The 22,841-nt window shown below is 43.5% G+C and carries 21 protein-coding genes and 1 tRNA gene; 4 read left to right on the top strand and 18 right to left on the bottom strand.

The genetic code is table 11. The features are described from left to right. Positions 1–236 precede the first annotated feature (236 nt). The 7 genes from ACE1TF_RS19145 to yabN all read right to left on the bottom strand — a co-directional run bounded on the left by ACE1TF_RS19145 (position 237) and on the right by yabN (position 4,835). Positions 237–313: transfer RNA gene (locus ACE1TF_RS19145), tRNA-Met, on the bottom strand. Between the two features lie 141 nt (positions 314–454). After that, on the bottom strand, positions 455–853 hold the full coding sequence (locus ACE1TF_RS19140; protein WP_042402405.1) for a S1 domain-containing RNA-binding protein: 399 nt from the start codon (positions 851–853) through the stop codon (positions 455–457). A 102-nt stretch (positions 854–955) separates the two neighbouring features. Further along, positions 956–1,363: an FtsB family cell division protein gene (locus tag ACE1TF_RS19135; protein ID WP_375019119.1), complete on the bottom strand. Its 408-nt coding sequence runs from the start codon at positions 1,361–1,363 to the stop codon at positions 956–958. A 42-nt stretch (positions 1,364–1,405) separates the two neighbouring features. Beyond that, positions 1,406–1,981, bottom strand: coding sequence for a spore cortex biosynthesis protein YabQ (gene yabQ / locus ACE1TF_RS19130; protein ID WP_375019117.1), 576 nt, complete (start codon positions 1,979–1,981; stop codon positions 1,406–1,408). Further along, positions 1,978–2,283, bottom strand: a complete 306-nt coding sequence (yabP, locus tag ACE1TF_RS19125; protein WP_042402399.1) for a sporulation protein YabP — start codon at positions 2,281–2,283, stop codon at positions 1,978–1,980. The genes yabQ and yabP overlap by 4 nt, the downstream gene beginning before the upstream one ends. Before the next feature lie 792 nt (positions 2,284–3,075). After that, a complete protein-coding gene (locus tag ACE1TF_RS19120) occupies positions 3,076–3,345 on the bottom strand; it encodes an RNA-binding S4 domain-containing protein (protein WP_042402396.1) in 270 nt (89 codons plus the stop codon). Continuing rightward, positions 3,342–4,835 carry a bifunctional methyltransferase/pyrophosphohydrolase YabN gene (gene yabN / locus ACE1TF_RS19115; RefSeq protein ID WP_375019114.1) on the bottom strand — a complete coding sequence of 498 codons (1,494 nt, stop codon included), beginning with the start codon at positions 4,833–4,835 and terminating at the stop codon, positions 3,342–3,344. The genes ACE1TF_RS19120 and yabN overlap by 4 nt, the downstream gene beginning before the upstream one ends. Positions 4,836–4,927: 92 nt before the next feature. On the opposite strand from yabN, the gene ACE1TF_RS19110 reads away from it, so the two are divergent. Beyond that, complete coding sequence (locus tag ACE1TF_RS19110; RefSeq protein WP_042402393.1) at positions 4,928–6,523, top strand: glutathione ABC transporter substrate-binding protein; 1,596 nt, start codon at positions 4,928–4,930, stop codon at positions 6,521–6,523. Positions 6,524–7,963: 1,440 nt separating this feature from the next. Further along, positions 7,964–9,160 (top strand): MFS transporter, encoded by a 1,197-nt coding sequence (locus ACE1TF_RS19105; RefSeq protein WP_375019112.1) that lies wholly within the window; start codon positions 7,964–7,966, stop codon positions 9,158–9,160. A gap of 31 nt (positions 9,161–9,191) precedes the next feature. Here ACE1TF_RS19105 and ACE1TF_RS19100 read toward each other — a convergent pair whose 3' ends face one another. Next, positions 9,192–9,863: a GntR family transcriptional regulator gene (locus ACE1TF_RS19100; protein WP_375019110.1), complete on the bottom strand. Its 672-nt coding sequence runs from the start codon at positions 9,861–9,863 to the stop codon at positions 9,192–9,194. An 84-nt stretch (positions 9,864–9,947) separates the two neighbouring features. Here ACE1TF_RS19100 and ACE1TF_RS19095 point away from each other — a divergent pair, with 84 nt between their 5' ends. Then, a complete protein-coding gene (locus ACE1TF_RS19095) occupies positions 9,948–11,444 on the top strand; it encodes a methyl-accepting chemotaxis protein (RefSeq protein ID WP_375019108.1) in 1,497 nt (498 codons plus the stop codon). A gap of 155 nt (positions 11,445–11,599) precedes the next feature. Here ACE1TF_RS19095 and spoVT read toward each other — a convergent pair whose 3' ends face one another. The 8 genes from spoVT to spoVG all read right to left on the bottom strand — a co-directional run bounded on the left by spoVT (position 11,600) and on the right by spoVG (position 20,431). Continuing rightward, positions 11,600–12,139 carry a stage V sporulation protein T gene (gene spoVT, locus ACE1TF_RS19090; protein WP_042429449.1) on the bottom strand — a complete coding sequence of 180 codons (540 nt, stop codon included), beginning with the start codon at positions 12,137–12,139 and terminating at the stop codon, positions 11,600–11,602. Positions 12,140–12,319: 180 nt separating this feature from the next. Continuing rightward, positions 12,320–15,871, bottom strand: a complete 3,552-nt coding sequence (gene mfd, locus ACE1TF_RS19085; protein WP_375019105.1) for a transcription-repair coupling factor — start codon at positions 15,869–15,871, stop codon at positions 12,320–12,322. Between the two features lie 68 nt (positions 15,872–15,939). Further along, the gene (locus ACE1TF_RS19080) at positions 15,940–16,170 is read right to left on the bottom strand and encodes an anti-sigma-F factor Fin (protein ID WP_042402381.1); all 231 of its coding nucleotides are present in this window, start codon (positions 16,168–16,170) and stop codon (positions 15,940–15,942) included. A gap of 63 nt (positions 16,171–16,233) precedes the next feature. Next, positions 16,234–16,794 (bottom strand): aminoacyl-tRNA hydrolase, encoded by a 561-nt coding sequence (pth, locus tag ACE1TF_RS19075; RefSeq protein ID WP_375019103.1) that lies wholly within the window; start codon positions 16,792–16,794, stop codon positions 16,234–16,236. 78 nt (positions 16,795–16,872) lie between these two features. Further along, positions 16,873–17,517 carry a 50S ribosomal protein L25/general stress protein Ctc gene (locus ACE1TF_RS19070; protein ID WP_375019101.1) on the bottom strand — a complete coding sequence of 215 codons (645 nt, stop codon included), beginning with the start codon at positions 17,515–17,517 and terminating at the stop codon, positions 16,873–16,875. 132 nt (positions 17,518–17,649) lie between these two features. Next, complete coding sequence (locus ACE1TF_RS19065) at positions 17,650–18,600, bottom strand: ribose-phosphate diphosphokinase (protein WP_042429442.1); 951 nt, start codon at positions 18,598–18,600, stop codon at positions 17,650–17,652. A gap of 22 nt (positions 18,601–18,622) precedes the next feature. After that, positions 18,623–19,987, bottom strand: coding sequence for a bifunctional UDP-N-acetylglucosamine diphosphorylase/glucosamine-1-phosphate N-acetyltransferase GlmU (gene glmU, locus ACE1TF_RS19060; RefSeq protein WP_375019099.1), 1,365 nt, complete (start codon positions 19,985–19,987; stop codon positions 18,623–18,625). A gap of 150 nt (positions 19,988–20,137) precedes the next feature. Continuing rightward, a complete protein-coding gene (gene spoVG / locus ACE1TF_RS19055; protein WP_375019097.1) occupies positions 20,138–20,431 on the bottom strand; it encodes a septation regulator SpoVG in 294 nt (97 codons plus the stop codon). Positions 20,432–20,952: 521 nt separating this feature from the next. On the opposite strand from spoVG, the gene ACE1TF_RS19050 reads away from it, so the two are divergent. Continuing rightward, positions 20,953–21,387 (top strand): DUF4362 domain-containing protein, encoded by a 435-nt coding sequence (locus tag ACE1TF_RS19050; protein ID WP_375019095.1) that lies wholly within the window; start codon positions 20,953–20,955, stop codon positions 21,385–21,387. A 188-nt stretch (positions 21,388–21,575) separates the two neighbouring features. On the opposite strand, the gene ACE1TF_RS19045 is transcribed toward ACE1TF_RS19050, so the two are convergent. Both ACE1TF_RS19045 and purR read right to left on the bottom strand, forming a co-directional pair. Further along, a complete protein-coding gene (locus ACE1TF_RS19045; protein ID WP_375019093.1) occupies positions 21,576–21,950 on the bottom strand; it encodes a RidA family protein in 375 nt (124 codons plus the stop codon). Positions 21,951–21,962: 12 nt separating this feature from the next. Further along, on the bottom strand, positions 21,963–22,787 hold the full coding sequence (gene purR, locus ACE1TF_RS19040; RefSeq protein ID WP_042402372.1) for a pur operon repressor: 825 nt from the start codon (positions 22,785–22,787) through the stop codon (positions 21,963–21,965). Positions 22,788–22,841: the final 54 nt, after the last annotated feature.

Genomic DNA, 22,841 nt, shown 5'->3' with positions numbered 1-22,841 from the left:
GCTCGCGGTGTTTGTCAAAATAGAGAAAGTTGGACAATAATCGTTCGACGAATTTTTATATGATTCTAAAAACGGGAGACGGACGGCAATGTGTGCCCATTAGCTTCATGATTATAGCGCAAATTCAACACATTCAGAGGGGGTTGTTTCGACAAATTGCAGTCGCATGGGGCTCGAACGAAGGAAAAAAAGACATAAAAAAACCATACATGTGTATGGGTACTGTTGAATATAAATGGTAGCGGCGGAGGGAATCGAACCCCCGACCTCACGGGTATGAACCGTACGCTCTAGCCAGCTGAGCTACACCGCCATCAAAAACAAGACAAGCTAAATTATAACGAGTAGGGACTAAGAAGTCAATGCTATTTCAACAAAAAAAGAAGTCCTTTCGAAAGAACTTCTGTATATACGTAGATGAACAAGTTCCGTCCTCAGTAATGAAACAGACACGTTACCTGCGGCCACCGCCTTTTCTGTTGTCACTCTTCTTGCGAATGGTCGCAAGATTCTCTTCACTGTCTTTTAAGAAGCGGTTCATTTTATCTTCAAAAGATAACGTCTGCTCTCGCTTCTTAAACGGTTGATTTCTGCGGGGCTTTTCCTCTTGTTTCGGGCGATCCGTTGCTTTTCGGATGGACAGTCCAATCTTTCCGTCATTTTCAACTTTTAGTACCTTTACAGTAACTTCGTCGCCAACTTTTACGAACTCATTAATGTCCTTCACGTACTGGTCGGCAACCTCACTGATATGAACGAGACCTGTCTTTCCTCCAGGCAAATCAACAAATGCTCCGAATTTTGTAACACCGGTAACTTTCCCTTGATACTTATTGCCAGTTTCAATCGACATTGACGAAACGTTCCTCCTCATATTAATTGTAAATCATACGTAACACGTATGTATTCCAAGCTTACCCGATATCTATCCTATGATGCAAAATCAGTTGTGTGATTAAGAATCCTCTTCTTCTTCGTCTTCATCTTCTTCGTACTCCGGAACTTTGAAAATCGTTTCCCCAGGCTTGGTTAAATAAAGATCTCGTCGTGCAACTTCTGCAATATAGTCAATATCATTGTAATTCTCGATCTCTTGCTCCAAACGTTGTTGTTCAAGTTGAAGCTCCGCATATTGTTCATCCAATAGCTGTTGTTCTTTTTCATTCGCATCAATCATCGATTGTTGAGAAACGAGACCGATACTCGCAAAAATAAGAACGACGGCTCCAACGATGCCAATCATCGTCAACCTGCGCCTAAGCCCAATACGCCTTCTCTCTTCCCGAGCAGCTAGCCGTTCTTGTTCTTGCTCATAATGCTTGTCCCGATGAATCGCGGTCACCTTTTTTCGATCTTTAGACATATTGCACCTCCTTTTCGAGCCCCCAAGACGAAGAGAAGACGGCTATCGCTCGTCTTCATCATCACCTTTTGGAGAGAACCATCGGTAGATTCGTTTACTAGATGTCTTCACCTTGTTCACGATCTTCGGTCCTTGAACAAGTTCATAGATCGGTCGGAGAAAAAAGAACAAGATTTTACTTAATTGAACCACAATCCAGTGGAGTACTGTCAAGATAAAATTCAATAGATGTACAATTCCTTGATACAACCATACCACAGGAAGCCATAAGAACAAATAAAAGACTTTCCTTATAAATCGATAAATACCATCAACAACAGTAATAATTCCCTCTAGCAGTTGTAGAAAAACAGGACGAAACGTTAACCAATAAACCCAGAACCCAAAGAGGATCGCTATGAAAATATAGATCCGTAGTTCACCATCATTCATATTGAACAATACGTAAAAGACGAGCACAGCCTGTACGATCCAAAAACCTAGGTCCAAAATGGCCTGTGGCCATTTGGACCTTGCTCGTTGTGGGAGGAGTCGATGATACACATCCAATTGAATTGCAATGAAAGAGCCTGCCGCCAACATAGCCAAAAATGTTTGGAATTGAATGGCCAGTGTCACTTAAATAACTTCCCGAGCATCCCTTTTGGTTTGCCTGCACCGCCCGCATCCACATAAATGAGATCATCGACCTTCCCGACGATAGACACTAACCCTTCTTCTACGCTCAAGTTCTTCATATGAAGCTCTTGCCCTCGAACTGACAAGAAACCCATAACTGTCTCCAGCAAAAACTCTTCGCTGTCAAAACTCTGCACTTCTTTTACTCCGCTTATTTCGAGCGACTTTCTGCCTTTCATAACCACTTCATGATGTGCTGATTCCATCGGTTGATAACGTTGATTTGTCGTATATTCAGCCATAAAGAACCTCCTAGCATTCAATATTCAGCTCTCGTTACCAAAATGTATGCACGAACAGTACGGAAAAGAACAAGCTATGTAGGAATGGAGAATTTGTGGTGGCCCGAGCGAGGTCGATTGAGTGCACGCACCTCTAAGTGCTATACACTTTGTCAACATAGACGTTGGTGAGATTAATAATTCATGTTCGCTCTCTGTTTAATGAAATTCACTCAATTCAGCACGTTCATAAACATATACTTGTGTTTCCCTTGTTATACATGAATATCGTAGGGGATCCCCACATACGCTGACTGAGCATTGGATCGGGGGCGCGGGACGAAAATCTTGCCATAGGTGGTTTTATGGTATGATCTTTCTTGTTTTACAAGGCATATTGTTGAATATTCTCCCATCGAAACGAGAAATTGTACCATAGAATGGCCAATGGTAAGATTTCAGCCTATTACGCTAGAAAACTTGAGGAAATCTTCCATAGCAGACGACTACCTAATTCAAATCCTACAACGATTGTGTTAACGAGTAACTGAAGTATTGTTTATTTCATTAATTAAGAACGGGACGCCATTTTTCAGTGATCTCTCAAATAGAAAGACGATATCCCGTCATAGAGAGTTCTATGACGGGATATCTGTGAAATAAACGTATTATTTTTCTAAAGCCCCCAGAATGATCGGAGGAACGCTTAGCTGATACGTGAGTGAATTTCATAACTTTATGAGGGATCTGCTTAGACCAGTGTTGTTTATTACCCCCCTGCAAAGTGGGATTACTTTGCAAGGGGGTGAATCATTAGTTATTGTTGTCATCGTGATACTGTTCATTTAACGTTGTGTACATATGAGCGGCTTGGTCTTTGTGTGCTGCAGATGCGGTGGATTCGACCCGCACCGTTAGCGTCTTCTTACCAAAGCGAATCGCAATTTCGTCGCCAGGAATGACTTCTGTTCCTGCTTTTGCTGCATTGCCGTTCACTTGAATTCTTCCTGCACCGGCGACTTCTTTTGCTACTGTTCTTCGCTTAATGATTCTTGATACCTTAAGAAATTTATCGATTCTCATGTTTGATCCTCCCTGGTTTTTGCCTCATTCCACAAGGCATCCATTTCTTCTAAATTGCTATCGTTTGGCGTTTTATTTTCTTCTTTTAAGCGATCTTCGATATACGAAAAGCGAGATTTAAATTTATGGTTTGTCATAAGCAAAGCTTCTTCAGGCTGGAGTTTGTAAAATCTTGCAAGGTTGACGATGATAAACAACACATCACCTAATTCTTTCTTTGACTCGGTGTCAGACCCTTGGGCTAGTGCTTCTTGCCATTCCTGTATCTCTTCTTGGAGCTTTTCCCACATCGGCTCTGCCTCACGCCAAGTAAAGCCTGCTTTGGCCGCTTTTTTCTGCAGTTCATACGACATCATGATGGCAGGCATGGACGTTGGAATCCCATCTAACAGCTTTTGATCTGTTTCTTTTTCACGCTGTTTAACCTGCTCCCAGTTCGAAACGACTTGTTCTGAAGTGATGTTCTCACTGTGTGAATCCACATGAAACACGTGTGGATGTCTGCGAATCATCTTCTCGGTGAGGGTACGGATGACATCATCAACAGAGAAATAGCCTTCGTCTTCTCCGATTTGACTGTGTAACATCACTTGCAGCAAAACGTCGCCTAGCTCTTCGACTAAGTGGTCATCGTCTTCTTCATCAATCGCTTCCAACACTTCGTACGTCTCTTCAAGCAAATACTTTTTCAATGATGTGTGTGTCTGTTTTTGATCCCACGGACAACCGCCAGGTCCACGCAACGTCGCAATGACGTCTCTTAACGTTTGGAATGTGTGGTAACGCTCCTCTAGGTCGCTTATAGGAGGAACATAAACAACTGCAAGATTCGTCATCTCAAAGTCATGATCTAATGTATATAAAGGAATTTCTTTGACTGATTCATCATCATTTCCTGCACTCACGACGACTTTGACAATATAATCATCTGGAACTTGCTCCATCAGTTCGAGCTTTACGTTGGAAGCACTGATTGAATCATACACTTGTGTAACAATGAGGTGGTTTGTCACCTGCCAATCTCGCCCGCGAAATTGCGTACCATCAAGCAGTTGCATCCCCTCACTCGGATCGATGCGAAGGGCGTTAAATACTGGATCTAAAAAACTTTGTCCTCCTACAATCGTCAAGATGATCTCACCTTTTCTTTCAGCGTCAATCAGACGTTGGACCGTCTCTTCGGCAACAAGTGGGTGACCTGGCACAGCATAAAACACCGTCTTCTCAGGCGTATCTTTCGCTTTCTCTATTAATTGCTCGGCAATTGCTTCATACACTGGGCCAAATGTTTCATGTGATTCGTATATATGATCAAAGGATTCCATTTGGATGTGAAGGTCCTGAAGTTCACGTACGACAGGATGTGCTTTCGTACGCAAGTATAGAAGGTCTGTCTCTTGTAGTTGTCGGTAAGTGGAAAGTGTCATTTGATCGAGCGTTCCCGCCCCGAGTCCAAATACACAAATTGTTGGAAATTTCGCCAATGACATCTCCTCGTTTCTATTGCTTGTCTGTGTTATTATATCATAGGTAATGCCTCAATCATCTCAGATGCACCATACTATAATTGGAGGAATGAGTAATGACAAGTAAGAAACACTTATTTGCCGGAATTGCTGGTACGGCGGTTCTACTTGCTGGATGTACATCAGACCCTGGCGACGTTGACGAAAGCGCTGCAGGTAGTGACGACCAAGGTGAAGTTGCAAGTGGAGATAATTTTGTAATGGCAGTATCTTCTGATATTGACACACTGGACCCTCACTTTGCTACAGACGTACCTTCTTCTCAAGTCACAACGAATATTTATGAGACACTCGTTGAACATGACGAGAACATGGAAGTTGTTCCTGCACTTGCAGAATCATTCGAAATTATTGATGACCTTACTTGGGAATTTAATATTCGTGAAGGGGTTACATTCCATGACGGTGAACCGTTAGATGCAGAAGCGGTAGTCACTTCTTTTGATCGATTGTTTGATCCAGATGAGCTAAAACCACGCGCTAACATGTTTGAACTCGTTGAAGATGTGATTGCGGTTGATGACTATACTGTTCATTTTGAATTAAGTGAACCATTTGCATCCCTTGATGACCACCTTACACATAGTGCCGCTGCGATTATTAGCCCGCAAGCGATTGAAGACCATAACAATGGTGACCTATTACTCGGTACTGAAGCTTATGGTACTGGGCCATTCCAACTTGAGCATTGGGAGCAAGGAAACGCGATTGACTTAGGGAAAAATGATGATTACTGGGGCGATGAGCCACAAGTGAGCACTGTTTCTTTCAATGTTGTTCCTGAACAGAGCACGAGAATGGGAATGCTCGATCAAGGCGAAGTGCATTTCATTGACCAGATTGAACCTGCAAATGCTGCAAGTGTTGATAACATCAATGGTGCATCTCTCTTGTCTCAAGAACAACTCGGATTTCAATCGATTGCTTTTAACACTGAAGTAGAACCATTCGACGATCCTGACGTACGTCGTGCACTTGCGATGGCCATTGATCGTGAAGCGATTGTAGAAGGATTATACTCCGGTTACGGTCAAGTAGCCAAAGGACCTTTAAGCCCGATTACATTTGGTTATAGTGAAGATACTGAAGCGATTGAACATGATCTTGATGCTGCAGCAGACCTTCTTGCCGAAGCAGGTTATGAAGATGGATTCTCCGCAACACTATACACGAACGATGAAAACCACTCACGTATTCAATTAGCCGAAGTTGCTCAAGATTACTTTGGTCAAATCGGTGTCGATATTAGCATTGAAATGATGGAATGGGGTACGTATTTAGAGGCGATGAACTCTGGTAATACCGAGATCTTCATCTCTGGTTGGTCTACAGTAACGGCAGATGCAGACTATGCCATGCACCCGAACTTCCACTCAGATAACCTAGGTTCTGAAGGGAATAACTCTTTCTATGTGAATGAAGAAGTTGACGAGCTTCTTGACGAAGCACGTCGCGAAACCGATGATGAAGTTCGTGAAGACTTGTACGCACAAGCTGAACAAATTATCATTAACGACGCGCCACAAATCTTCACTGTTCATAACGATTATATTACTGGAATTTCTGACTCTGTTGATGGGTTTGTATTACAAAATAACGGCATCTATGACTTCAGTAACGTTTCTATTTCTGGAGATGCTGGCGGATACTAAACCGAGATTTAATTTCTATTGAGGCGAATGAGATAGGTTAAGAAATCGACCGAACTCCACATGGAGTTCGGTCTTTTTTACGTTGTAAAGATGAACAAACGACGATTTGCCGTACGCATGACCGAAGAGATAATAAGCGAGCAATGCTAGTGGGAAACCCCGACATCCACATATGTGCAGTCGTTTTACGGTTGCAGTTGCACTCTACCGCGGTTGAGGCGGTGTTTGCTCACATAAGCCTCCAGTTGTGTAAAATTTGAGGGATTTCAGGAGATTGATGATCTATATAAGTTGAACTAAAGAAATTCATTGAATCGGATGACCGAGATGGACCCTTGCGGGTGAGTGCTTGCGTATTGCGTGTTGAAATTCATCTCGTTGCACTTCGACAACATCGTTGCCGATCGTTGTTCGTCACTGCAAAGGTTGGGGGCAACACGAAAAACGTTTTCCGAAGGGTAAAAAGTCGTGACCGAGGCTCACCACCTGGCACAAGCATGTAATGGTCGGTCACGTATGTGACAATCCAGCCCTCAAATCGGGCACTTTCGGCACGCAACTGTCACAAATCGCAATATTTGTGACAGCTGACACCATTTATGTGCACATTCACGTTTAAAATCATGATTTTTCTTTCTCAAGTGTCACAAATATGAATATATGGGGCATTTGGACTTCTTTCCACACACCGTAGCCAGGAGGCAAAAACGTGAACCGATATCGCCCTTATGCTCTGGAGTGCATAGAAAACACGGTGGCAGATGTTTCGCCACCGATGTTGCCCTTGTACTCCGGAGTGTAAAGAAAACACGGCGGACGTATTTTGGCTGCCGATGTTGCCCTTATGCTCTGGAGTGCAAGCATCCGCCTGCAGTGGAAAGCAACTCCCAACAGAGCAACTCAGGAAAATCTTAATTTCATTCTATATAGACCGTTTTTTCACGATTTTCTACACAATTCGTGGCGACACTCATTTGGGGAATTCCTAGGAGGTTGGCTATCTAGACCGCTTTAAAACACCGCAATTCACCTAATAAAGGGCATTATATGAACCTTTGCTTCTACACCAAGCTTCAACCTTGCTTATCTACATAAACCTCTAGAGCTGGCCACCATCGGCACCAGAGGTGCCGATGGTGAACCGAACGGTCTGTGCTGTCGTCATGTTGGTTTTCGCGAACGAAATATGGTCGAATACCTTTCGATGAGTGTATGGAAAGAAGGGTTGATGCAGTTACAACTTCTACTTTTTTTCTTCTTAAGTTGTCTTCGTGTTTCGTGCTAAACTGTATTCAATACATATGACGAGGTGAATCCAATGTGATTCGATGCGATGAATAAACTGAGCTACGCCTTTATAGAGAGGGGTGTTCCGATGTAAACAAGCCTTCCTTTTACTCATTGGCTAAACATTGAAGACGAAAAGGAGGCTTACGTTCCATGCGTAACCGCACGTTCGCCCTACTTGTTAGTGGCAGAGGGTTCAATCAAGCGGGGATGGTCCTTTACATCGTTAGCTTGATGCATGTCATCTATGCTGAAACCGCGTCACCGTTCATCATGAGTCTTATACCTGTCACGATTACTGGGGTACGGTTTCTATCAAGCCTCATCGTCCCTTTGCTCTTTCAACGTGTCACGTTAACTCGTCTACTATTTATTGCGCAAGGAACGAAAGTCGTTCTCATGTTGGCATTGCTATGGGCGGTGCCTTTCGCTCCAGTACCCGTTTGGTTTATTGTTATCGGCTTGCTCGCAAGCTTTGATGCGTGGGCAGATCCGTGTAGCTACACGCTCATTCCTCGGATCATTGATCCTTCCAAGCGTGTTGCAGCAAACAGTAAAGCTGCCGTTGTAAATGAAACGACGGAAATGGGGTGCTGGGCACTTGGTGGCGTCCTACTGGCGGTGACTCATTCACAATTCGTTCTTTGGATCGTGCTCACCGTCTATACGATCGCTGCGGTTTGTTTCTTTATTCTAATGAGACGTCTGCCCGACGTTTTCGCGAACGAGGAAGGATCGACGGAGTCGTTTTCCTCCACATTGAAGAAAGGGTGGGTAACGATTTTACAAACCCGGTGGCTTCGCCACACGACCGGCATATCCTTTTTCTCGTCGATCATTAGTGTCATTTGGATTGCCGCGATACTCTACGTGTTTACCGAAGAGGTTTTAGCGGTGTCTGAAGCTTGGTGGGGGCTGCTAAATGCAAGCTTATTTATCGGACTAATGGTCGCAGGCATCTTGTTGCAACGATACGATCAGTTTGTTCAGCTCTACTTGGCTCGTGTCGTATTTGTAGGATTTTTAGGCTCTGCGATACTCACGTTGTTGTTTAGTGTAAATACCGTTCCCGTTGTTGCCCTCATCCTCATGATTGGGCTTGGGTGGTTTTTACAGCTGGAGAATGTCGGCACCCAGACGATTTACCAAGCGAAGGTTGAGGAAGGGCTACTCGCCAACGTTTACGCAGCGGAACATGCTCTCTCCATGCTGGCGTTCGGCGTCGGATCACTACTTGTCGGCATTATTGCCGAACTTGTAGACATTCGCCTTCTATACCTCGTCGGGGCGTTCATATTGTTCGCGGTCGCGCTCTGGTGGCGACACACCTTTTCCCGGGAAATAATTTGATGCTTCATAAAAAAAGACGACAGTGGGATGCTTACACCCCGCTGTCGTCTTTATTAATCACACGTCGTAAATGTTGTAGATCTTGGGCGAGGTGCTTTTGCATCTCATAAGCAGCACCTGCCGCGTCGGACCCCTCGATTTTCTCATAAATTGCGCGATGTTCCTGTTGAATTCGACGAGCTCTGCCAGCCCCTTCGAAATTCAAAACCCGAAAATAATACGTCAACACTTTAATAGAATGCAGTTGTTTGACCAAGTATGGATTTTGGCTTCCTGCGGCAATCATTTCATGAAACTGCTGATTCATATTAATAATCTTCGGGTCCGTGTCGTTTTTATGAATCCGATCATCAATGTCATCCAGCAAGTTGCCAATTTCCAACCGCTCAGCTGTTGTCGCCTGTTCAATGAGCAACTGCACAGCGAGGGATTCCAACGCTGACCGAATTTGATAAATATGTTTCACATCTGCGCTTTTAAACGTATAGACGATAAACCCCGCAGATTCATCATCAATAACGAGGCCGTCTTTTTCCAATAAGCGCATCGCCTCGCGAATGGGCGAACGACTCACACCAAGGTCTTTCGAAAGTTTACTCTCATTCACTCGCTCTCCTGGCGGTAGCTCTTGTTGATAGATCATCCGTTTCATCTCATGATACAGCTGGATGTAGTAAGGCAATGACTTTTTTATAGGGCTCATGGGGCTTACCTCCTTATGCGCTTGAATTATTTGGGAATTCGCCGATATAAGTACTAGTACACGATTAACCTCGGGGGTATATGTATGAATCGAGAGACACTCATTTCACGCAATCGAATGCTTTCTAATCTGCTTATTATTCTATATCTATTAGGCCTCGCAAACAATTTTATTAGCGGTGTCCCCGTCCAAGGCATTGTCGCTTATGCTGCCTCTGGAGCAATACTCGTACTCATTATTACCGTCAGTGCGTACAAAAAGTGGATACCTAGAACAGTTCCATATCTTGTCGTCGTGTTCATTTCCATCTTCAGCCTTATTTTAACAGCAACGTCACCGAAGCTGTCGAATTTGCTCATCATCTTTATTAGTTTGGCGGTCGTCTCATTATACAATCGTTATTCATTAATCGGAATATCTGGAGTATTGAATCTTGGTTTAACCAACTTCTTTTTTATTTCATTTAATGACTCCATGTTTCAAGGGCTTGGGTTCGACATTTTATTCTCGTTAAACTTATACATCATTTTAACAACCATTATCTTAATGTTCCAAGCTCACATTGCTTCAACGATGCAACAGGAAACGGCTAAAGAAGCCGCTCACGCCAAAGAAAGCAACGCCCAGATGCAAAAGCTTCTCCAATCAATTCAACGCACACAAGCGGCGATTTCTACGTTTGGCCAGCGGGTGAAATCAAATGTTCAATCTACGCGAAAAGTCACTTCAGAAATTGAGACCGCTTTCAATGAGGTGTCTGCTGGTATAGAGCAACAATCACTTAGCGTAAACACGATGAATGACATGATGACAAAACAAGACGAACAAGTGCAACATCTAGGTGGTGCAGCTGCACGTTCAAATAAAGCGTCTCAAGCGAGTTTGGAGGAAACGAAAGCGCAGCGAGTGCGGATCGGGAAATTAAAAACAGAAATTCAACAGTTACAAGGGCGAATGGATACAACAACCGAATCGATGGAACGACTCACCAATATGTCTGGAAACATTGGCGGCATTTTAGAAACCGTCGATCAAATCGCTGAACAAACCGACCTTTTATCTCTTAATGCTGCTATAGAAGCCGCTCGTGCCAAACAACACGGCAAAAGCTTCGGGGTCGTTGCAGACGAAATCAAAAAGCTCGCCAATCATTCAAAACAATCGACCGAAGAGATTCGCAACATGTTAACGGAAATTGAGGAGCAAACAAAAAGGGTTCAAGAAGAAGTGCGGGAAAGTACAAAAGCGATGCAATTAAGTCTTGCAATAACGGAGGAAAACGAGGAGAGCATATCGGTGCTACTCAATCATGCCCACACCTTCTCAGACTATGCAAGTGAACTAAACTCAATTGTGAAGCATTTAACATCATCTTCTCTTACGATTACCGACGAATTATCAGAAGTTGCTGCTTCTAGCGACGAGTCTCTCACCGCAATGGAAGAAGTTGTTGCCAGCGTGGAAGAACAAAGAGGCCATGTAGAAACCATCGAGTCTCAGTTTGAAGAACTGGATGATCAAAACCAGGCGCTAGAGAACTTAATTCATGATCGTATGTTTAAGAATTCTCACAGTGGGTAAACATTCTACTAAGAACGATAAAAGCAGACCACGATGACAATGGCCTGCTTCCTTGGGTTATGATATTTGGGGTGAATCGATATGTTACTTACAATGATAAAGGAACAGCCGGAATCTGTAAAGGGATACCAGCTGAAAAATTAATAAGTTCGGTATCATTGTTCCATTTGTCGCGCGAGAAAGCCTGCAGCTGTTTCAATTAACATGCGTGCAACACTTTCCTCGGGCGGCTTTTCTTTTGCAATCATAACGACAGCACCGATAGGATCCCCGCTTGCAATGATTGGCGCAACAACATACCCTTGCATATTATCGCGATGGTCACTCACTAAATTATAGTCCCCAGGCTCAAATGCTGCATTCGTCGAGCGATTGTTAATCGAATCTTCCACAATATCCCCAATGCTCTTGTTCGCATAATCTTTTTTTGATCCGCCAGATACAGCAATATAAGAGTCTCGATCAGCAACGAGAATCGGATGCCCCAAGCTATCATACAACGCTTCTGCATACTCCTTTGCAAAATCACCTAGCTCTGAGATGGGTGAGTATTTCTTTAGAATGACTTCACCGTCACGATCAACAAATATTTCTAAAGGATCACCTTCACGAATGCGCAACGTGCGCCGAATTTCTTTTGGGATTACAACCCTACCAAGGTCGTCAATGCGACGAACAATACCAGTAGCTTTCATGGAAATGCCTCTCTTTCAATATGGTTTCTCTACTACAGCGATGATTTGGCTCTCATGACTGTTTTTAGTATTCGTAACCAAAAAAGAACTATTCACCCATAAAGAAATAAATTTCCCTTTTTCTTTAGAAAGCCTGCCATAATAGGAAAAATCGACGGAAATAAATTCCGCCGACTCTCGTTACGAAACGTTTTGTGGCGTGTTCCGCTTTTTAATATCTGGAATTCGTGCCATGAGCTTCTCAAGTAATGTAATGTAGACGAGGGAACTCATCTTCCGTTTCTGAATATTGATCTTTATGCTTTTCCCTTCGGTCCCTACCCCAACGTCTCTACCCATCTCATTGACAACTCGGAACAGTTCAGCACCGTCTATCTCATTTGAAGCTTCTTCAGAGAAAAGGATCGTACACTTCCCATTCGTCTCTGTCACAGAAACAACACCTTCTTGCAAGCAATACAACTTCACCGTTGCAACAGAAAATAAAGAGCGAACCTCATCTGGATACTCCCCGAAGCGGTCAATCATTTCATCTTGAAGGTCTGATAATTCATCGAATGTATAGACACTCCGGAAACGTTTATACATTTCAATTTTTTGTTTTGCATCTTTAATATATGTTTCTGGAAGGTACGCTTCCACTTTAATATCTAGCTGCATATCATCTGCTTTTGGCTTTCCTTCTTCTTTCGTGCCTTTGTACTTGCGTTCATCAATAGCCTCTTTTAACATCTGGGAATACATATCGAACCCGACCGAGTCAATATAGCCGTGCTGTTCTGCACCTAGCAGATTCCCAGCCCCACGAATGGACAAATCTCGCATCGCAATCTTAAAACCTGAACCAAGTTCTGTAAACTCTTTGATCGCTTGTAAACGCTTCTCCGCAACTTCAGTGAGCACTTTATCGCGCTTGTACGTAAAGTATGCATACGCTACTCGATTGGATCGTCCGACTCGTCCTCGAATTTGATACAGTTGTGACAATCCCATTTGGTCAGCATTAGCAATGATTAACGTATTTACATTTGGAATGTCGACACCCGTCTCAATAATCGTCGTCGTAATGAGCACATCTTTATGCCCTTCCAAGAAATCAATCATGACCGATTCGAGTTCTCGTTCATTCATTTGCCCGTGGGCATAAGACACGTCCGCATCCGGCACGAGCATCGAAATCTCTTCGGCCATTCGTTCAATATTGTCGACACGATTGTAGAGGAAGTACACTTGTCCTCCCCGACTAATTTCTCTCTCGATCGCCTCTTTCACAAGCGATGCATTGTATTCCAACACATACGTCTGCACCGGGAAACGATTTTCAGGTGGCGTCTCAATTAACGACAAGTCTCGCACCCCGAGCATCGACATGTGCAGCGTACGCGGAATAGGTGTCGCTGTTAACGTAAGCACATCAATGTTTGCCCTCATCTGTTTAATCTTCTCTTTATGAGTCACCCCAAACCGCTGTTCTTCATCGACGATGAGAAGACCCAAATCTTTAAACTGAACGTCTTTTGACAGAATGCGGTGTGTTCCTATGACCAAATCTAGACCGCCTGCATTTAGCGAGCGGATCGCTTCATTTTGTTGTTTTCTCGTTCGGAAGCGATTCAACAAGCCAATATTAATGGGATGGTCAGCAAAGCGCTCCGTAAACGTGTCAAAATGCTGCTGGGCAAGGATTGTCGTCGGCACCAATAATGCCACTTGCTTGCCACTCATAATTGCTTTAAACGCTGCACGTATTGCCACTTCAGTTTTTCCGTAACCTACATCTCCGCATAGCAATCGGTCCATCGGTCGTTCGAGTTCCATATCTTCTTTAATCTCACCGATGGCTTTCACTTGGTCTTCCGTCTCTTCGTATGGAAACGCATTTTCAAACTCACGCTGCTCCGCACTATCCTCTTGGAACGCATACCCTTTTGAGCTCTCTCGTTCAGCGTATAGTTTGATTAAATCATCGGCAATGTCTTCAACCGACGATTGGACTTTACGTTTTACTTTCTTCCAATCTTGACCACCAAGTTTATAGATTTTCGGATTTTTGTCTTCGGAACCTACATATTTTTGAACTTGATCAATTTGCTCAACAGGCACATAAAGTTTATCGTTACCTGCATAGGAAATGTGCACGTAGTCTTGGTTCATATTGTTTACAGCGAGTGTTTCAATCCCTAGGTACTTCCCAATTCCGTGGCTTACATGTACAACGAGGTCGCCGATGTTTAGTTCTGAATAACTTTTGATTCTCTCAGCGTTTGAAAGTTTCTGCCTACGTCGCGATTTGGTCACTTTTTTTGTGAATGTTTCACGTTCGGTAATGAGCGCAAACTTATCAAATGGCAATTCAAAGCCGTTGTGTAAGTCCCCTTCAATAATATACGCCTGAGCAGGCTGGAGTGACGTATCCCTAGAAACCGCTGAGGCGTGAATGTCATAATCACTCAGCACACTTTGCAAACGTTTTGCCCGGTCCTCATCGGATGCAATAAATACGACAGTAAACTCCGCTTTCATCCAACGGTCCATCTCACTTTGCAACACCGGCATTTGTCCGTGAAATTGCTGCATAGCTTTACAGTTTATATTCACGACGTTTTGAGGTTGCACACCTGGGATATTGCGCATAAATATTGAGAAGTACACGACTTGTTGATGCATCGCTTGAAGCAGCCCTTGGAAGTCAGTAGACAGGTGCAAGTTGTGAGGAGCTTCCCCTTGCTCTAACATCGTGAGCTTCCAGCCAGACTCCTCTCCATCTAAACGTTCAGCCGTCTCTTGCACACGGCTAATTTCATCAACGAAAATCGTTGCATCTTCAGGCAAGTAGTCAATGAGCGTACTGCCCGTTTCATAGAAATATGACACATACTTATACAACCCTTGGAAACGAATTCGTTCCTTAAGCTGGTCAATTTCGTACGTTAAGTTTTGCTCTAATTTATCGCGCGTTTCTTCATCCTTCACTTTTTTCATCGTTTGCTGCATCTCGCTGTGCAACTTCTGAGCCCCTCGGTCCCACTCTTCATCAAACATAATCGTCTCTTCCGCAGGTCCGATACGCACCGTCGTAATCTCTTCAAGAGAGCGTTGGTCCTCGGCATTGAAAAACCTCATCGAGTCGATTTCAGTATCAAATAAATCAATGCGTAGCGGGTACTCTTCGGTTAATGAATAAATATCTATAATTCCACCGCGCACACTAAATTCACCCGGTGTCTGGACGAGATCAACTCGGGTGTAGCCCATCGCCTGTAAGTGAGCCAAAAAGGATTCAACCTCAATATCTTCGCCTACAGTGAGTGTGTACTGACTTTTTTGCCATAAATCTTTAGGTGGCAGAAGTCTTCTCAGTCCAGCGATAGGGACGATGACAATTCCTTTAAAATCAGCAAAAAACGCATTCATGACTTCAATGCGTTGCGCTCTCATCTCTGGGCTTGCAATCGCAATTTCCGAAGAGATTAACTCATTTACTGGGTATAAGTATACGTTGTCCCCACCGACGAGATCACTTAAGTCTTCTTGCCATTTTTGCGCTTGCAACAAGTTGTACGTAATTAATATTTGTGGTTTGCTGCCCTGATCATAAAGACCGGATAACAATAACGTTTTCGCTGAACCGCTCAGGCCTGTTAATAGCTGTTCGCGCATCCCTTCATCCAAACCGTCTGCGACGCTTTGGATGTGTTGGTTTACGCGCAGCTTTTCTTCAATCGCTTTCATGAAGCCGGTCCTCCTCTTGAACTTTCAAACAATTCAACATACAATCTACATTCGCCCGCGCTTTCGATCTAGTGGTACCAGTTCGTTTGCGCGTGCAGATCCGGGTTATTTGCCGTCATTTGATGACAATGCTCACAGAGTAACTCTACATGTACGTGACCGTCTTGGTCAGCCGAAATCATTTCCGCTTGTTCTTCTTCCGTTAGCGCATCAAACCCTAAGTTATAATGCGTTGCTTTTTCTGACGACACTTTACCCATTTCTTTTAAACACTGTCGGCATCGATAATATACAACCATCATCGCTGTCTCCTTATCTTCTGTTTTATCGTTAGTTTCAACGATTAAGGAGACAGATATACATCAATTATGGCTGTTCATCACCCGATCAAAATCATTCTCCGACCATGTTTTGCTTGCCTGAACGACGATTTGCTTCGCCTCTTCAATGCTCGATTTTTCCTCTTTGCTAAATTTGGACAGCACGTAATTGACCACCTGGACGCCTTCAGGAGGTCGACTGATGCCCATTCGAGCCCGATTGAATTCTTTCGTACCTAGATGGTCAATAATTGAGCGGATGCCGTTATGGCCCCCATGTCCACCTGATTTGCGGAATTTAACCGTGCCCCCCGGTAAATCTAAGTCATCATAAACGACGAGCAAGTCTTCTGGGCTAAGTTTATAGAAATCCATAACAGCTTTAATCGATTCGCCAGACCGATTCATGAATGTAAGCGGTTTTAATAGTGCGACCTTCTCCCCGTTCACATTGATCTCATTATATTCACCCCGAAAAGCAGTATGCTTTTTGAGTTTCATATTCCACGCCGCTGCTAAATCGTTTACTGCCATAAACCCAACATTATGTCTCGTTTTCGTATATTTCAGTCCGGGGTTTCCTAGACCGGCGATTAGTTTCACTGCACTCTTCCTTCCTCGTTTTTTGTGATGCGAAAAAGGCATAACCAAGAGGCTATGCCTTGTGCTCCGCATATAATTCTATTGTTCGTCAGAACCTTCACTAGCATCTTCATCGTTGTCAACAAGCTCTGGCTCTTCTTGAGTCTCTTCGCCTTCAGCCGGCTCTTCTTCAATCGTTGGCGCAAGTACAGCTACAACTGTTTCTTCGTCATCGTTATTGAATTCGAAGTTCTTACCAGACTTGAGGTCTGCAACTGCAATTGAGTCACCGATTCCAAGACCGGAAATATCGACTTCAATTTGCTCTGGAATCTCTGTTGGCAATGCGCGTACAGAAATTGTAAACATCATGTGTGATAAAACGCCGCCTTCAGCTTCGCCTGGTGCGTCACCAACAAGGTTAACGGCTACGTCAGCATCAAGCTCTGACTTCATGTCCACTTCGAAGAAGTCGATATGCGTCGTGTCACCTTTTAAGATGTCGCTTTGTACGTCGTGAACCATGACTTGGTGCTTCTTGCCGTCTCCGTCAACGAACAAGTCGATAATACCGTTACGACCCGCTTCACGGAGCGTTTTCATAAATTCAATGCTTGGTACAGAAACCGCTGTGCTTTCTGTTTTCTTTCCGTAAAGAACAGCTGGTACATAGCCGTCTTTTCTTAGCTTACGCGTTACAGAACGACGCAAGTCTTCTCTAGAATGTGCTTGTAATTTAACCATTGTTCTATTGTCACCTCGTCATTTATTTTCCTAGTACTGTTTATATTTTCCCTTAAACATGTGTACTAAAACTGTATCCCTCTAAGCTTATATGCTAGCACGATTCACGAACTGTTGCAAATGAATGACTGTTTAGTCAAACAATGTACTTACTGACGTTTGTTCATGAACGCGTACAATCGCATCTGCCATTAATGATCCGACGGATAACTGCTTGATTTTAGGAATTTGCTTTTCTTCTGGGAGAACGATTGTATTCGTTACAACGACTTCTTTAATCTGTGAATCTTCTAGACGAGAAATTGCTGGGCCTGAGAATACCGGGTGTGTCGCGCAAGCATAGACTTCTTTTGCTCCTTGTTTGATCAATGCATCACCAGCAATTTGCAGTGTACCTGCAGTATCTATAATGTCATCGATAATAATCGCCGTTTTGCCGTCAATGTTTCCGACAATGTTCATCACTTCTGCTTCATTTGGTCGCGGGCGCCGCTTATCAATGATGGCGATTGGGGCATCCATCATGTCGGCCATACGACGTGCACGTACAACCCCGCCATGATCTGGTGACACGATGACAAGGTCATCTAAATTCTTGTCTTTAAAATAAGAAGAGAGGATCCGGGAGCCGAGGAGCTGGTCAACCGGGATGTCAAAAAATCCTTGGATTTGAGATGCATGCAAATCAAAGGTTAACAACCTCGTTACACCGGCTGTCTCAAGAAGGTTCGCCATGAGCTTTGCCGTAATCGGCTCTCTTGATCTCGCTTTGCGATCTTGTCTAGCATAGCCGTAATACGGCATGACGACATTGATCGTTTTCGCTGATGCTCGTTTACATGCATCAATCATAATGAGAAGCTCCATCATATGTTCGTTCGCAGGGTTCGATGTCGATTGAACAAGGTACACATCATCCCCACGTATACTCTCTTCAATGTTCATTTGTACTTCGCCATCACTAAAGCGCTTGACTGAACTTTTTCCCATGCGTACTCCGATATGCTCTGCGATCTCTTCTGCCAATGCAGGATTGGAATTTAACGTAAAAATCTTTAACGATGAATCATCATACGTCGTCATGAGAATTTGTCCTCCACAATTGTTATTTTTTGTCCATGTACGATTCTTTATTGGTTTGACGGTTTCTTGCAACCGCGAGAGCACTCGCTGGCACATCTTCTGTAATCGTAGATCCTGCAGCAACAAATGCGCCTTTGCCAACTGTAACCGGTGCGACTAAATTTGCGTTGCATCCGATAAACGCACCGTCTTCGACGGTAGTGAGGTGTTTGTTCTTTCCATCATAATTGACGGTAATCGCGCCGCAGCCAACATTCACATCTTGCCCGATATGGCTATCCCCAATATAGCTTAAGTGATTGGCCTTCGAACGTTCACCGACCGTTGATTTCTTCACTTCAACAAAGTTTCCAAGCTTCACTTCATCATGAACGACCGTTTCTGGGCGAATGTGGGCAAACGGTCCAATGTTCACATCGTTCCCGATTTGACTATTCGTTACTACCGATTGTTTAATGTTCGTACTCATTCCGATTTGACTGTCTGTAATTTCTGTGTGTGGACCGATCGTGCACCCTTCTCCAATTGCCGTGTTTCCACGTATTACAGTGCCTGGTTCCAAAAGAATGTCCGCGCTTAACTGAACATCAGCAGCAATGTACGTTTGATCAGGATCAATCATCGTCACGCCTTGTTTCATCCACGCTTCATTGATGCGCTTTTGCATAACTTTCTCTGCTTGCGACAACGCAAGACGGTCGTTTACACCCATCGCTTCTGCACCGTCATAAGTTTCCCAAGCTGCGACCCGCTCACCACGATTACGAAGGATTTCTAACACATCAGGCAAGTAATACTCTGACTGTGCGTTGTTATTTTTCACTTCTTCGAGTGCGGAAAAAAGCGCTTCATTGTCAAAACAATACGTAGCTGTATTAATTTCTGAAATGCCCCGTTCTTTCAAAGAGGCATCTTTATGTTCTACAATCCTTTGTACATCACCAGTTTCTGAGTCACGAATAATTCGACCGAGGCCGGTTGCATCATCAACTCGAGCAGTTAACACTGTTACCTTTGCACCGCTATGCTCATGATGGTCGCTTAGCGCTTGCATCGTTGCTGCAGAAATCATCGGCGTGTCCGCACTGATGACAAGCGTTGTTCCTTCCTTTCCTGCAAGAAGGGGAGCCGCTTGCTTAACCGCATGACCTGTTCCTAGTTGCTCTTTTTGCCATACAAATTCACTTGAATTTCCGACCGCTTGTTTCACATCTTCCCCATTGTGGCCAACTACAACGGTTGTCTGGTCAAAACCTGCCAATTGTACTTGATCAATGACATGGTTAATCATTGATTTTCCACACACCGTGTGCAAAACCTTTGGCAAATTCGATTTCATTCGAGTGCCTTGACCCGCAGCGAGAATAACTGCATATCGATTACTCATTCAACGACCTCCACATTTAAATCTTTAACATGTAACGCGCTCGTATCTCGTATGAATATATCCTATAATCGCATGATTTTCAACAGATGGGAACAGTCTCCATACACGAAAAAAGACCCTGTACAACGGCTTGTACAGAGTCTTCATTGATTAAGAAGCACCCGCTTCTTCATATTCTACATTTTCCAAATCACCTTGACGCTCGTATTCATCCAGTACCGCAGTTTGGATTTTCTCGCGTGTCCGAGAAGAAATCGGGTGGGCGATGTCTCTAAACTCTCCATCAGGGGTCCGCTTACTTGGCATTGCAACGAACAATCCATTGTTCCCATCAATGACACGAATGTCGTGTACAACAAATTCCTGGTCGAAAGTAATCGATGCAATGGCCCTCATGCGTCCAGCTGTACTTACCCTGCGAAGTCTTACGTCTGTTACTTCCATCCTTTCACCACCTTCTCCTACTTCACAAAATTCTAGTTGTGAGCGTTTTTATTTTGACTCTGGGCAATACCTTTCAACATCGGGAACTTGAATTCCTGCTAACTTTCAAAAAATATTCACGATTTGTTCCCAGAAATTTCCGAAAAGAGACAAACTATAGACGATACCGAGCTACATTGTAGGTTTTGATTTCTACAACAAATGGATGGTTGCGCTCTGGGGCATAAGAACGATATTAGCTTCCTTACCCCATGGCGGGGAGGGAGGCCACCCTGGTGCCAAAACGAAAATGGTCTTGCTTAGGTAAGTAGGTAGTAACACCTTCGATTTGAGCGCATTAGCGGTTTCAGAAATTGGAAATGCACCTAAATCGTTCTACTTGAAAAATCCTCGTACAATGTGACAGTTATTGTACCGGATCTAGTGTGGTTTTTGGCCTAATCTTTAGTGAAACACAGGTTAATAATCATCAAATTAATTTTTTCATGTTAACGTTACTATAAAAAGTCGGTGGTGATATTATGAATAACAAGATGGGCCTTTCTTTTTTTCTTATTATACTTCTCGGAGGCTGTAGTTATACTGCAGAAGATGCAATAGAAAATAACGAGGTCGTAAGTGGTCCAGGAGCTGCTCCAGAAGGTGAAAACGTCCACTTATTAGAGGATTTTATAGTAAACATGGAACTCGGCGAAAGTGACGAAGTGAGAGTTACTCAGTTCACAGACGAGGGTGACCCAATCTTTATTGACCTCGTATATGAAAACAATGGTTTAGAAGTCACTTATAACGATCGGCATGATGAGTACGCAAAGCCGTATGGTACATTTACAGTTACGTGTGAAGATATCGAAGCCAATACTCAAGGTAACGAGACATCCTATCGCGTAATTGGTTGTGATCATGAATTAGAGACAATCGGGCTTATAATAACTGAAAACCAAACCGAGTGGTAATTTGAAGTAATTAACGGTTCGTCAACATTACGTAGGAAAATAGGTTGACACAGAACTATAATAGAATTGCTGGAGACGATGCTATATTACCTGCATTTTTTATTATCAGAATAATATAAATAACGAGCGTGAAAGTGTTAACACCAATAAGTAGCCTCCATATCATGAGGATATGGAGGCTATAACGTTTAGGAAACAAGGGCGATAACTTCAATTTCTATGAGCACATCTTTAGGTAGTCGAGCGACCTCTACGCAAGACCTGGCCGGTTGGTGGTCACTGAAATATTGTCCATACACGTCGTTAATTTGTGGGAATTGGTTCATGTCTTTAATAAACACCGTCGTCTTTACAACTTGGTCAAGTGAAGAACCGGCTTCTTTTAAGACCGCTTTCACGTTACTCATCACTTGGTGCGTCTGCTCTTCAATGCCACCTTCAACAATTTCCATCTCTTTAGTGAGAGGAATTTGGCCTGAACTGTAAAATAGGTTGTTTACAATCATCCCTTGAGAATACGGTCCAATCGCTTCAGGTGCGTCTTTTGTAAAAACTTTTTTCATCTTCCTTCTCCCCTAACGTAAATGTTTAGCAAAATTTCCCGGCTTTGCAATAATCTTCTTCGTTCGTTCATTCACTTCTTCCAAGCAAATTAATGAAATGTAGTCTTGTACCACTCGCTCATCGGTCGTTGCTTCTACAAGAACAGCTGTCCCGACAAGTTCTGCTTTAACCTCTTTAAGAAGCTCTGCCATTCCTTGAGCGGTTCCGCCGCCTTTCATGAAATCATCAACAATGAGGACCTTTGCCCCTTCTTGGATGCTTCTACGACCGAGAGACATCGTTTGAATTCTTTTCGATGAGCCTGACACATAGTTAATACTAACGAGCGAGCCTTCCGTGACCCGATGATCCTTACGGACGATGCTGACAGGCACATCAAGATGATTGCCAATGGCATACGCAAGGGGTATCCCTTTCGTTGCTACTGTCATAACGGCATCGACTTGTGTCTCCCGATACAGCCCTGCAAATAAACGTCCAATATCATTCATCAATCGTGGACGCCCGAGAATATCCATCAAATACAAATAACCGCCAGGCAAAAGCCGCTCTGGATCCTGAAGTTTCTGGCATAGAGACTGAACGAGTTCTTCGGCCTCTTTTGCGGGTACTGCAGGTTCATAACGAACCCCTCCGCTCGCCCCAGGTACCGTAATTAAGTACCCCGTCTTTTCGCTCTCAAATATACTCTTTACAATCGTTAAATCTTCACTAATTGAAGACTTTGCAGACTGATACCTTTCAGAGAAATAAGTAAGAGGAATGAGTTGATTCGGATGTTGCAACAAAAAATGTGTCATATCAACTAGACGACCGCTTCTTTTTAATTTTTTCATCAGAACCTCCGAAAACACGAATATTAAAGATTATTTTACCATTATTATACGTAT

The sequence above is a fragment of the Geomicrobium sp. JSM 1781026 genome (genome assembly GCF_041949955.1).
Taxonomy (GTDB): Bacteria; Bacillota; Bacilli; order Bacillales; family Marinococcaceae; genus Geomicrobium_A.
Note: the sequence above shows the minus strand (reverse complement) of the source record. Positions and strands in the feature narration are given on the sequence as shown.

Coding starts and splice junctions, on each gene's coding strand:
- ACE1TF_RS19095 (WP_375019108.1), top strand. CDS start 9,948: ATGAATCGAGAGACACTCATTTCACGCAATCGAATGCTTTCTAATCTG.
- mfd (WP_375019105.1), bottom strand. CDS start 15,871: ATGAAAGCGATTGAAGAAAAGCTGCGCGTAAACCAACACATCCAAAGC.
- spoVG (WP_375019097.1), bottom strand. CDS start 20,431: ATGGAAGTAACAGACGTAAGACTTCGCAGGGTAAGTACAGCTGGACGC.
- ACE1TF_RS19110 (WP_042402393.1), top strand. CDS start 4,928: ATGACAAGTAAGAAACACTTATTTGCCGGAATTGCTGGTACGGCGGTT.
- ACE1TF_RS19050 (WP_375019095.1), top strand. CDS start 20,953: ATGAATAACAAGATGGGCCTTTCTTTTTTTCTTATTATACTTCTCGGA.
- ACE1TF_RS19045 (WP_375019093.1), bottom strand. CDS start 21,950: ATGAAAAAAGTTTTTACAAAAGACGCACCTGAAGCGATTGGACCGTAT.
- ACE1TF_RS19140 (WP_042402405.1), bottom strand. CDS start 853: ATGTCGATTGAAACTGGCAATAAGTATCAAGGGAAAGTTACCGGTGTT.
- yabN (WP_375019114.1), bottom strand. CDS start 4,835: ATGTCATTGGCGAAATTTCCAACAATTTGTGTATTTGGACTCGGGGCG.
- ACE1TF_RS19065 (WP_042429442.1), bottom strand. CDS start 18,600: ATGACGACGTATGATGATTCATCGTTAAAGATTTTTACGTTAAATTCC.
- glmU (WP_375019099.1), bottom strand. CDS start 19,987: ATGAGTAATCGATATGCAGTTATTCTCGCTGCGGGTCAAGGCACTCGA.
- ACE1TF_RS19070 (WP_375019101.1), bottom strand. CDS start 17,517: ATGGTTAAATTACAAGCACATTCTAGAGAAGACTTGCGTCGTTCTGTA.
- purR (WP_042402372.1), bottom strand. CDS start 22,787: ATGAAAAAATTAAAAAGAAGCGGTCGTCTAGTTGATATGACACATTTT.
- ACE1TF_RS19100 (WP_375019110.1), bottom strand. CDS start 9,863: ATGAGCCCTATAAAAAAGTCATTGCCTTACTACATCCAGCTGTATCAT.
- ACE1TF_RS19120 (WP_042402396.1), bottom strand. CDS start 3,345: ATGAGAATCGATAAATTTCTTAAGGTATCAAGAATCATTAAGCGAAGA.
- spoVT (WP_042429449.1), bottom strand. CDS start 12,139: ATGAAAGCTACTGGTATTGTTCGTCGCATTGACGACCTTGGTAGGGTT.
- ACE1TF_RS19105 (WP_375019112.1), top strand. CDS start 7,964: ATGCGTAACCGCACGTTCGCCCTACTTGTTAGTGGCAGAGGGTTCAAT.
- ACE1TF_RS19080 (WP_042402381.1), bottom strand. CDS start 16,170: ATGGTTGTATATTATCGATGCCGACAGTGTTTAAAAGAAATGGGTAAA.
- yabP (WP_042402399.1), bottom strand. CDS start 2,283: ATGGCTGAATATACGACAAATCAACGTTATCAACCGATGGAATCAGCA.
- ACE1TF_RS19135 (WP_375019119.1), bottom strand. CDS start 1,363: ATGTCTAAAGATCGAAAAAAGGTGACCGCGATTCATCGGGACAAGCAT.